Below are 10,566 nucleotides of genomic sequence, written 5' to 3'. Positions count from 1 at the left end.
CGTAAAAGTGACCCTGGGCCCCAAGGGCCGCAACGTGGTCATCGAAAAGTCCTTCGGCGCTCCGCGCTCGACCAAGGACGGCGTCTCGGTCGCCAAGGAAATCGAACTGGCCGACCGTTTCGAGAACCTCGGCGCTCAGCTGATCCGCGAAGTCGCCTCCAAGACCAATGACAAGGCCGGCGACGGCACCACCACCGCCACCGTGCTCGCCCAGGAGATCGTGGTCGAGGGCCTGAAGTCGGTCGCGGCCGGCATGAACCCGATGGATCTGAAGCGCGGTATCGACAAGGCCGTGATCAAGATCGTCGAAGAGATCAAGAACTCCTCGCGCAAGGTCACCACCAACGCCGAGATCGCCCAGGTCGGCACCATCTCGGCGAACGGCGACGAAGAAGTCGGCGCGATGATCGCCAAGGCCATGGCCAAGGTCGGCAACGAAGGCGTCATCACCGTCGAGGAAGCCCGCTCGCTGGAAACCGAGCTGGACGTCGTCGAAGGCATGCAGTTCGACCGCGGCTACCTGTCGCCCTACTTCATCACCAACGCCGAGAAGATGGAGGTCGAGCTCGAAGAGCCCCTGATCCTGCTCTTCGAACAGAAGCTGGCCTCGCTCCAGCCGCTGCTGCCGGTTCTGGAAGCCGTCGTGCAGTCGGGCCGTCCGCTGCTGATCATCGCCGAGGACGTCGAAGGCGAAGCCCTGGCCACCCTGGTGGTCAACAAGCTGCGCGGCGGCCTGCGAGTCGCGGCCGTCAAGGCTCCGGGCTTCGGTGATCGCCGCAAGGCGATGCTGGAAGACATCGCCATCCTCACCGGCGGCCAGCTGATCAGCGAAGACCTTGGCATCAAGCTCGAGAACGTCACCCTCGACATGCTCGGCAAGGCCAAGAAGGTCCAGATCACCAAGGACGACACCACCATCGTCGACGGTTCGGGCGACAAGGCCGACATCGAAGGCCGCATCACCCAGATCAAGCGTCAGGTCGAAGACACGACCTCCGACTACGACAAGGAAAAGCTGCAGGAACGCCTGGCCAAGCTCGCCGGCGGCGTTGCGGTGGTCCGCGTCGGCGGCTCGACCGAAGTCGAAGTGAAGGAAAAGAAGGACCGCGTCGACGACGCCCTGAACGCGACCCGCGCGGCCGTGGAAGAAGGCATCGTCCCCGGCGGCGGCGTCGCTCTGCTGAAGGCTTCGAAGGTTCTCGACGGCTTCAAGGGCGACAATGACGACCAGGAAGCGGGCGTCGCCATCGTGCGTCGCGCGCTGCAGGCTCCGATCCGTCAGATCGCCGAGAACGCCGGCGTGGAAGGCTCGATCGTGGTCGGCAAGGTTCTGGAAAACAGCTCGCCCACCTTCGGCTTCAACGCCCAGACGGAAGAGTATGTCGACATGGTCCAGGCCGGCGTCATCGACCCGGCGAAGGTCGTGCGTACGGCTCTGCAGGACGCCTCCTCGGTGGCCGGCCTGCTGATCACCACGGAAGCCGCGATCGTCGAGGCCCCCAAGAAGGGCGGCGGCGCCCCGGCGATGCCGGGCGGCGGCATGGGCGACATGGACTTCTAAGTCCACGTCTCCAGTCGACTTGAGAATGAGGGGCGGGGCCGCAAGGCTCCGCCCTTTTTCTTTGCGCCGTTCGCCGCTTCCGTCTTTCGCCTGCGGCGAAACCGCTACCTCTTGCCCAGGCCCAGCACCAGGTGACCGACCCAGCTCACCGCGCCGGTGACGATCGCGGCCAGCACGCCTGGCACGAAGCCGTCGACGGTGAAGCCGCCCAGCAGCAGCGCCACCAGCCCGATCATCGCGGCGTTCACCACCAGCAGGAACAGGCCCAGCGTCACCAGGGTCAGCGGCAGGGTGAGCACGAACACCACCGGGCGCACGAAGGCGTTGACGATCCCCAGCAGCAGGGCCGCGACGATCAGGCTGCCGACGCCGGAATAGCTGACGCCGGGGATCAGGGCGGCGGCCAGCCACAGGCCAAGCGCGGCGATCAGAGCACGTATGAGGAAGCGGACCAGCATCGCGACGACGTCTCCAGCGTGAACCCAAGCTTGAGCGTGCCGCGCCGTGGGCGCCGGCGCAATCACTCTCCGGCGACGGTTTCCAGGGACGGCACCGTCTGCGACAACCGCCCGCCGACGCGGATCGGCTCGATGCGGCGCGCCAGCCCGGTGGCGTCGTCGGTCTCCACGAACACGCCGCACAGCGTGGCCGGACCCTCAGCCGGCTTGTAGCGGCCGCCGGAGATGCGCGTGGTGAAGCGGCGCAGCGGCTCTTCCTTCTGGTTGCCGATGACGCTGTCGTAGTCGGCGCAGGCGCCGGCGTCTGTCTGGTAGGCGGTGCCTCCGGTCAGGATCTGCGCGTCGGCCGTCGGCACATGGGTGTGGGTGCCGACCACCAGACTGGCGCGCCCGTCGCAGAAGTGGCCCATGGCCATCTTCTCCGAGGTCGCCTCGGCGTGCATGTCGACGATCACCGCGTCCGCCGCGGACCCCAACGGGCAGGCCTCCAACTCGCGGTCGACCGAGGAGAACGGGTCGTCCAGCGCATCCATGTGCACCCGACCCAGGAGGTTGATCACCAGCACGCGACGCCCGGCGTCGGTCTCGAACATCTGCGCGCCGCGGCCGGGCGCGTAGGTGAGCGCCGGATAGTTCAGCGGCCGCACCAGGCGCGGCTCACGGATGATGTAGGTCAGCGCTTCCTTCTGGTCCCAGGCGTGGTTGCCCAGCGTCAGGCAGTCGGCGCCGGAGTCGAACAGCTCGCGTGCGGTGTTCTCGGTGATGCCGAAGCCGGCGGCGGCGTTCTCGGCGTTGACCACGACGAACTCCAGCCCCAGCCGCCGGCGCAAGGCTGGCAGGTGGTCGGCCACCGACTCGCGGCCGGAACGCCCGACGACATCCCCAAAGAAGGCAAATCTCATGCGCGCGCCCTAGGCCTTTACTTCGAAATAGCCGGTCTCGGTGAGCACGGCGTCCAGACGCTGGTCATGCTCGCCCATCGGAACCGCGTCCACTTCCTGCCCGGAGTAGGCGAGGCCGAGTACGAAAACCGACTTCAACGCCCGTAGGTTCGCCAGGGTGCGATCATAATGGCCGCCGCCCTGTCCCAGGCGCCCGCCACGGCGGTCGAACGCGAGCAGCGGACAGATCACCAGGTCAGGATGCAGCTCGGGGGCTGACGCCGGCGGCGAGGGCACGCCCACGGCGTCCGGCTCCAGGTCCATGTCCGCTTCCCAGGCGCGGAAGATCAGCGGCTGGTCTTTCGCAAGCGCCACCGGCAGGGCGAACATCGCGCCGGTCTGGCTGATCCGGCGGATCAGCGCGCTGGGGTTCATCTCCGAGCCCGAGGCGTGGTAGCCGGAGAACATCGCGAACGCGGGAAGGCGCTCCATCGGCAGGTCGGCGGCGGCGATCTCGCCGGCACGCGGCCCGGCGCGCGCCAGCTCGGCGCGGAGGGTGCGCATCCGCGCGCGAAGGGCGGCTTTGTCGGTTTGCGAGGGATCCACGCGCCACGCATAGCAGGAAAGTGGATGGGTGGCGGCGCCGCGAGAGCCGTGAAGGTGGTTAAATTCCCCTCGGACCTGCTGTAGACAGGTGGGCGCCGTGTGTCCGGGTCCACGGACCCGGCCAGGGACAGCTCCCTTAGAGGTGAATTAAGGTCCCCGGGAATTTGGCCTTCGACGCGAGCCGCAGCAGACCCGCCAAGATCCAAGGTAGTGCGTCGGGCGGCGGTTCTCAACCGGCCTGACGCCGCACGTCCCACATTCCCCACAGCGCGTCCTGCAGATCCCCAGCGAACCGCGCGGCGTCAAACAGCGGCTGATCGCCAAGACGCTCGCGCAGGCCGGCGCGCACAGTCGCAAGCGCCGGGAGGTCGGCCGCCCGCCGGAACGCCATGGCCACGTACTCCGCTTGGTCCTGTGCGATCCAGTCGGCGAGACCGGCGTTACGGGCCACGCTCTCGCCGACGTGGGACAGGAAACGGTCGCCGCGCAGCGTGATCACCGGTACGCCCATCCAGGCGGCCTCCGCGCTGGTGGTCCCGCCGGGATAAGGGAACGGATCGAGGGCGATGTCGACGCGGCCGTAGGCGGCCAGCAGGTCGGCGCGCGACGAGGGGCCCTCCAGGATCAGCCTGTCTGCGGGAACGCCGTGGACGGCGAAGCGGTCCAAGGTCTCGTCGGTGGTCTTCCGCGATCCGAACTGGACGGTCTTCAGGAACAGCCGCGAGCCATCGACCGCCTTCAGGATTGAGGCCCAAAGCGCCACCACGGGGTCGTTCAGCTTGGTGAGGTTGTTGAAGGACCCGAAGGTGACGCCTTCGCCCTTCAGCGCCGGCAGCGGGGCCACGTCCGGCGCGGCCACGGGTGGCGTCAGGCAGAGGTAGGAGTCGGGCAGTCGCCACGGGCGTTCGACGAAATGATCGGCCTCGCCGACGGGAAGCACCCAGGGATCGCCGATGACGTAGTCGATCTCCTTTATCCCAGTGGTGGCGAAATACCCGAGCCACGTGGCCTGCACCGGCGCGGCCTTCCAGGCGAACAGCGGCAGGCGGTTGTGCCCGGTGTGCCCGGCCAGATCGATCAGCAAATGTACGCCGTCGTCGCGGATGCGGCTGGCCGCGGCGGCGTCGTCGAGCCCATGGATCGGGGTCCAGGCGGCGAACCGCGGCCGGATGCGGTGCGTCAGGTCGGTCTTGCCCGGTCGCGTCGGATAGGCGACCAGCTCTACGCGCGCCGGGTCGATGTGGTGCAGCACGCTCTCCAGGAAGAATCCCACCGCATGATCGCGAAGGTCGCCCGACACCAGGCCGACCCGTAGCCGTTGCGGGTTCGGATCGACGGTCCAGGTGGAGAACGGCGTCGCGCGCCCAGCGACGATGCGGCCGAAGCGCTCAGCTTCCTCGCGCAGCGCCTGCGGCGTCTCGCGCGGCATGTAGTTGCGCACCAGCAGCAGGTTGCTGCGGGCTTCGATCAACTGCGGGTCGATCTCCAGCGCGTGGCGATAACAGGCCTCGGCTTCGGCCAGTCGGCCCACGTCCTTGAGCAGGACGCCGAGATTGCACAGGGCGTCGGCGGACTCGGGTTGCAGTTCGAGAGCACGGCGGATGCTGGCTTCCGCCTCGGCCGCGCGTCCCAGGCCCTTAAGCGCCGCACCGAGGTTGCCGTGGGCGCGCGCATGGTCGGGATGCGTCTGCAGCAGCTCGCGGAACGTGGCCTCGGCCTCCGGCAATCTGTCCTGACGGAACAGCAGGACGCCGAGCTCCAGCTGCGGATCGGCCCACTGGGGGTTCAGCGCCACGGCTTGGCGAAAGCTGGCCTCGCCGTCCACCAGCCGACCCAGCGCGCTCATCGCCAGACCCAGGTTGTGATGCGCGTCGGACTCTGCGGGCGCCAGGGTCAGCGCCTTCTCCAGCGCCGGCACGGCCTCAGCGGCCCGGCCTAACGTGGTCAGCGCGGCGCCGTAGGCCTTCCACCCAAAGCTGTTTTGCGGGAATCGGTAGGTGAGATCCTGCGCCAAGGCCACGGCCTCGCCAGGGCGACTCTCACGCAACGCGGCAATCACCGCCTCAACCTCGGCAGGCGGAAGCGCCTGGGCGAGCCGCGCCTCCAACGCCTCGACTGCGGGCCCCCTCAGGCCGAGCGTGCGGCGTTTGGCGAGAGTCTCGCGCGCCTCGTCGATCTGGCCTGCGTCGCTCAGCGCCTGGATGTAGCTGAGCCAGAACTGAGGGATCGCCGGGTTGGCCTTCAACGCCGCGCGGAAGTGCGGCAGCGCAGCCTGAGGCGATCCGCCCTGCAACAGCAGCGCGCCGAGGTTGTGGTTGGCGTCAGGATGCTTTGGCGCGAGCTTCAGCACTGCGGCGTAGAGTCGCCTGGCCTCGTCGACCCGACCCGCGCGGTGGTGGTTCACCGCCTCGGCGAGCACGTGTTCGCTGCGCAGGCCGCGCCCCGCCACGGCTAGCGGTAGCCGTGAGCGTCGCGGACGAAGTCCACGAGCCGACCCTCATGCTCGATCAGCAGGCGCTCGGCGCGGATACCCTCGCGGTCCATCTCCGCCAGGATGTCGCGGGCGCGCCACTGGCTCGGCACGATCACCACATCGATCAAACGATCCTTCAGCACGTCGCGGAAGACGATTTCCTGGCCCGCGCCTGGAACGAAGCTGCCCGCTTTCTCGGGGTCCGAATCCACCACAAGGGGGAAGCGCTCCGCGTCGGCGCCGAACTGATGAATGAAGGCCGCCGCCTTGCCGGTGCCGCCCCAGATCGCCACTGTCAGCCCCTCGTGCGCCAGCGCATCGAGCTGGGCCCGCACCTTGGCGCGACTGTCGGCGACGCGCGCGCGGAAGGCCTGGGCCGCAGCGGCCTGCGCCAGGCGCTCCTGCGGGACGCCCAGTCGAACCAGGGCGTAGACCACCTCCCCGTCGTAGCCGTGAGCCAGTTCCACCACTTCGCCGGCCCGCGCCATCATGGTGCGGAAGGACTGCGTCGTGAAATGCGAGGCGTGCTCGTAGAAGAAATCCACAAGCCGCGCGGTCTCGAACACCCGGTCGATACAGGGCGTCTCGACGAACATCCAGCACGGCCGCTCAAGTCGCGAGGCCGCCCAGGCGAACTGTTCCAGCAGCGCCGCGGGCTCGGTCAGATGCTCGATGACATGGCGGATCACCACAGCGTCCGGCGCGTAGGCCGCCATGTCGGACAATGGCTCGAACAATCGCGCATGGAATTCCAGGTCAGGCGCGGTGGAGGCGTGCGTGCTGGGATCGAAGCCGACGAAGCGCCCCGTCCCGCCGCTGGCGCGCGCCAGACCACGCAGGAAATGACCCTCGCCGCAGCCGATCTCGACGATCGACGGGCTCTGCGGCAACAGCGCCAGCAGCCGCTCGCTGGTCTCGGCCAGATGGCCGCGCCAAATCGATCCGTCGTTGAACATCCGGTTCGGGCTGCTGCGATAGGGTACGGCGTCGTAACGGAAGCCGCGGTTCCACACATGCGAGCAGGCCGGGCACTGCACGAACTGGTGCGGCAGCCGGCTCATGCCGCTGGCCTGGCTGGCTGACTGCGGCCAGCCCAGGGTGGCGAGCGGCTGCAGGCCGCCGTCGAAGAAGTCCGCGGCCACCGTATGGCCGCACACCGGGCAGGGCGCGTGCACGAGCGAAGGCTGCAAGCTTAAGCGAGCCCCGAGCGCGGCCCGGCGATCAAAGGCCGGCGAGCTTTTCGATGCGTTTGGCGGCGTTCTCCAGGGAGAGAACGGCGCGGGTCTCGACCCGGGATTGGTCGGTGCGCAGGCGGGTGAGCTCGGCCTGCTGGGCGGCGAGGCGGCCCTTGGCGTCGGCCAGCTCGTCGGCCAGCAGCAGGGCGCCCATCAGCAGCAGGCGGGTGTCGCCGAGCTGGCCCATGTCCTGCGACACCTGGCGCACCTGACGGTCGAAGATCTCCGCCAGTTCGCGCAGGTGCTGTTCCTGGCCGTCCGCACAGCCAACGGCGTAGGGGCGGCCGTTCACCTCGATGGTCACCTGAGCCATGGTCTTCAAGCCTCCGTCGGTTCGGACGGCGTCTGGCCGTCCAGGGCGGCGCGGATCTCGGTGATCGCGCGTCCGAGCGCGGCCGAGGCTTCGGCGCCGGCTTCTTCGAGCTGGCGCTCGCGGGCGCGGGCCTGATCCAGTTCCGCCGCCAACGCGGCGCGGTCCTGCGCGAACGCGGCGTCCGTCTCGGCCTCGGCCGAGGGAACGCGCTGCGCCTGCTGCTGTTCCAGCAGCGTCACGGCCCGCTCAAGCCGTCGTGCGGCTTGGTCCAGGGCGTTCTCGCCGATGGCCTCTCGGATCATTCCACGCTCCTTGCTGTGGTTAATCTATAGACCGCGTGGGCGTTCGACCGGAAGCCCGTAGCGCGCGTAAGCCGCAGGGGAGCGCGCCTTGACCCTCACGCGTGCGCGTGCGACGCCGCGCGCGCTTCCCGCACCCATTAACGAGTCTGCGCAAGGCCCTTCGATGTCCGCTCCCCTTCAGACGATGGCCGACGCTATTCGTGTGCTCTCAATGGACGCCGTCCATAAGGCGAAATCAGGCCACCAAGGCATGCCCATGGGCATGGCCGACGTCGCCACGGTGCTCTGGACGAAGTTCCTGAAGTACGACGCCTCGGCGCCGGAGTGGGCCGATCGCGACCGCTTCGTGTTGTCGGCGGGCCACGGCTCGATGCTGATCTACGCCCTCCTGCACCTCACGGGGTTCGAAGCGGTGACCATGGATCAGATCCGCAACTTTCGGCAGCTGGGCTCGAACACGCCTGGCCACCCGGAGTACGGGCACACGCCAGGCGTGGAGACCACCACAGGGCCGCTAGGGCAGGGGATCGCCACCGCCGTCGACATGGCCATGGCCGAGCGGCACATGGCCGCCCGCTTCGGCGATGACCTGGTCGACCACCGTACCTGGGTGATCGCCGGCGACGGCTGCCTGATGGAGGGCGTCAGCCATGAGGCGATCAGCCTGGCGGGCAGGCTGAAGCTCGCCAAGCTGACGGTGCTCTTCGACGACAACAACACCACCATCGATGGCGAGGCGACGATCTCGGAGTCCGGCGACCAGGTGGCGCGGTTCAAGGCGGCGGGTTGGGCGGTGAAGGTCGTCGACGGCCACGATTTCGGGAAGATCGCGGGCGCCTTGCGCTGGGCTACGCGCCGCAGCCGCCCGACGATGATCGCCTGCCGCACCAAGATTTCTAAGGGCGCGGGCCGGAAGGAAGGCGATCCGCATAGCCACGGATACACCCTGTTCGACGACGAGATCGCCGATGCGCGCCGCGCCATGGGCTGGTCGCACGAGCCGTTCGTGACGCCGGAAGAGGCGCTGAAGCCCTGGCGCGCGGCCGGCAGGCGCGGCGCCAAGCCCCGCCGCGCCTGGGAGACCAAGCTCTCCCGCGCACCGCTAAAGGCCGAGTTCGAACGCGCCGTGCAGGGCGAGCTTCCGGCCGACGCCTTTGCGCGCCTCGACGCCTATATGTCCGAGCTGGTCGCCACCAAGCCCGCCAACGCCACGCGCGTGCATTCTGGCTCGGCGCTGGAGCAGATCGTCCCGGCGGTGGCCGAGATGGTCGGCGGATCGGCGGACTTGACCGGATCCAACAACACCTTCGTCAAGGGCATGGTCCCGTTCGACCAGCCAGACTATGCCGGGCGCTATGTCCACTATGGCGTGCGCGAGCACGGCATGGCCGCGGCGATGAACGGCATGGCGCTGCACGGCGGGGTGATCCCCTATTCCGGCACCTTCCTCACCTTCGCCGACTACAGCCGCCCGGCGATCCGCCTGGGGGCGCTGATGGGCGTTCGCGTGGTGCATGTGATGACCCACGACTCTATCGGCTTGGGCGAAGACGGCCCGACACACCAGCCGGTGGAGCACCTGGCCTCGCTGCGCGCGATCCCCAACCTCAACGTCTACCGCCCGGCCGACGCCATCGAGGCCGCCGAGTGCTGGAAGCTCGCCCTGCAGTCGAAATCCACACCGTCGATCATGGCGCTGTCGCGGCAGAAGGTCCCGGCGGTGCGCACAGAAGCAGCGGGTGAGAACCTGTCGGCGCGCGGCGCCTATGAACTGCGCGAGGCCTCGGGTGCGGCGCGCGCGACGATCTTCGCCACCGGCACCGAGGTCTCCATCGCTGTCGCCGCGCGCGACCTGCTCGAGGCCGAGGGGATCAGCGTGCGGGTGGTCTCGGTGCCCTGCTGGGAGCTGTTCGAGGCGCAGGACGCCGGCTACCGCGCCGGCGTCATCGGCGAAGCGCCGGTGCGGGTGGCCGTCGAAGCCGCGGTGAAGATGGGCTGGGAACGGTTCATCGGCGAGGACGGGGTGTTCGTCGGCATGACCGGCTTCGGCGCCAGCGCGCCCAGCGAGAAGCTATACGAGCATTTCGGATTGACGGCTCAGGCGGTCGCGGATGTGGTCAAGCGCAAGCTCGCGTGACCCCGCAGGCCCTTCGCGCGGCGCGCCAGGGGTTGACTTAGAGCGTCCCCGCCCGAAGAAAGCCTCGCGCAATCAACAGGCCGCATCACGGCCGTCGTCTGTCAGGAGACCCTCGATATGACCGTTCGCGTCGCGATCAACGGCTTTGGCCGCATTGGCAGGCTGGTGCTGCGTTCGATCGTCGAGCACGCGCGCCGCGACATCGAGGTGGTGGCGATCAACGACCTGGGCCCGGTGGAAACCAACGCCCACCTGCTACGCTACGACAGCGTGCACGGTCGGTTCCCGGGAACGGTCACCGTCGACGGCGACTCGATCGACGTGGGCCTGGGCAAGATCAAGGTCACCGCGATCCGCAATCCGGCCGAGTTGCCGCATCGCGAGCTGGGCGTCGACATCGCGCTGGAATGCACGGGCCTGTTCACCTCGAAGGACAAGGCCAAGGCTCACCTGGACGCCGGCGCCAAGCGCGTGCTGGTCAGCGCGCCCTGTGACGACGCCGACAAGACCATCGTCTTCGGCGTCAATCATCAAACCCTGACCGCCGCCGACCTGATCGTCTCCAACGCGTCCTGCACCACGAACTGCCTGGCCCCGATC

General features: G+C 68.5%; 10 protein-coding genes and 1 other RNA gene. 3 read left to right on the top strand and 8 right to left on the bottom strand.

All coding sequences use genetic code 11. The features are described 5' to 3' along the window. Positions 1-1,561, top strand: a 1,561-nt coding sequence (gene groL, locus Q8M88_RS02385) for a chaperonin GroEL (RefSeq protein ID WP_305594647.1), incomplete at its 5' end; no start/stop codon positions are given. Positions 1,562-1,665: 104 nt separating this feature from the next. Here groL and Q8M88_RS02380 read toward each other — a convergent pair. The 8 genes from Q8M88_RS02380 to Q8M88_RS02345 all read right to left on the bottom strand — a co-directional run bounded on the left by Q8M88_RS02380 (position 1,666) and on the right by Q8M88_RS02345 (position 7,829). Then, the gene (locus Q8M88_RS02380; RefSeq protein WP_305594648.1) at positions 1,666-2,016 is read right to left on the bottom strand and encodes a phage holin family protein; all 351 of its coding nucleotides are present in this window, start codon (positions 2,014-2,016) and stop codon (positions 1,666-1,668) included. A gap of 65 nt (positions 2,017-2,081) precedes the next feature. Beyond that, the gene (locus tag Q8M88_RS02375) at positions 2,082-2,921 is read right to left on the bottom strand and encodes a TIGR00282 family metallophosphoesterase (protein WP_305594646.1); all 840 of its coding nucleotides are present in this window, start codon (positions 2,919-2,921) and stop codon (positions 2,082-2,084) included. A gap of 9 nt (positions 2,922-2,930) precedes the next feature. After that, on the bottom strand, positions 2,931-3,506 hold the full coding sequence (locus Q8M88_RS02370) for a 5-formyltetrahydrofolate cyclo-ligase (RefSeq protein WP_305594645.1): 576 nt from the start codon (positions 3,504-3,506) through the stop codon (positions 2,931-2,933). Between the two features lie 31 nt (positions 3,507-3,537). Beyond that, positions 3,538-3,699, bottom strand: a non-coding RNA gene (ssrS, locus tag Q8M88_RS02365) — 6S RNA. A gap of 36 nt (positions 3,700-3,735) precedes the next feature. Continuing rightward, positions 3,736-5,955 carry a tetratricopeptide repeat protein gene (locus tag Q8M88_RS02360; RefSeq protein WP_305594644.1) on the bottom strand — a complete coding sequence of 740 codons (2,220 nt, stop codon included), beginning with the start codon at positions 5,953-5,955 and terminating at the stop codon, positions 3,736-3,738. Between the two features lie 2 nt (positions 5,956-5,957). Next, positions 5,958-7,169: a class I SAM-dependent methyltransferase gene (locus tag Q8M88_RS02355; RefSeq protein ID WP_305594643.1), complete on the bottom strand. Its 1,212-nt coding sequence runs from the start codon at positions 7,167-7,169 to the stop codon at positions 5,958-5,960. Between the two features lie 31 nt (positions 7,170-7,200). Next, positions 7,201-7,527 (bottom strand): cell division protein ZapA, encoded by a 327-nt coding sequence (locus Q8M88_RS02350; RefSeq protein WP_305594642.1) that lies wholly within the window; start codon positions 7,525-7,527, stop codon positions 7,201-7,203. A gap of 5 nt (positions 7,528-7,532) precedes the next feature. Next, the gene (locus Q8M88_RS02345; RefSeq protein ID WP_305594641.1) at positions 7,533-7,829 is read right to left on the bottom strand and encodes a DUF4164 family protein; all 297 of its coding nucleotides are present in this window, start codon (positions 7,827-7,829) and stop codon (positions 7,533-7,535) included. 163 nt (positions 7,830-7,992) lie between these two features. On the opposite strand from Q8M88_RS02345, the gene tkt reads away from it, so the two are divergent. After that, positions 7,993-9,966, top strand: a complete 1,974-nt coding sequence (gene tkt / locus Q8M88_RS02340) for a transketolase (RefSeq protein ID WP_305594640.1) — start codon at positions 7,993-7,995, stop codon at positions 9,964-9,966. Positions 9,967-10,083: 117 nt separating this feature from the next. After that, positions 10,084-10,566 (top strand): glyceraldehyde 3-phosphate dehydrogenase NAD-binding domain-containing protein (locus Q8M88_RS02335; protein ID WP_305594639.1); only part of this gene is annotated, 483 nt, incomplete at its 3' end.

It is taken from the genome of Phenylobacterium sp. (assembly GCF_030693805.1).
Classification (GTDB): domain Bacteria; phylum Pseudomonadota; class Alphaproteobacteria; order Caulobacterales; family Caulobacteraceae; genus Phenylobacterium.
The sequence above is the reverse complement of the archived record's forward strand: the minus strand, read 5'-3'. Positions and strand labels throughout refer to the sequence as shown.

Excerpts from the sequence above, each read along its gene's own strand:
- Q8M88_RS02350 (WP_305594642.1), bottom strand. The coding sequence starts at position 7,527 with ATGGCTCAGGTGACCATCGAGGTGAACGGCCGCCCCTACGCCGTTGGC.
- Q8M88_RS02345 (WP_305594641.1), bottom strand. The coding sequence starts at position 7,829 with ATGATCCGAGAGGCCATCGGCGAGAACGCCCTGGACCAAGCCGCACGA.
- tkt (WP_305594640.1), top strand. The coding sequence starts at position 7,993 with ATGTCCGCTCCCCTTCAGACGATGGCCGACGCTATTCGTGTGCTCTCA.
- Q8M88_RS02375 (WP_305594646.1), bottom strand. The coding sequence starts at position 2,921 with ATGAGATTTGCCTTCTTTGGGGATGTCGTCGGGCGTTCCGGCCGCGAG.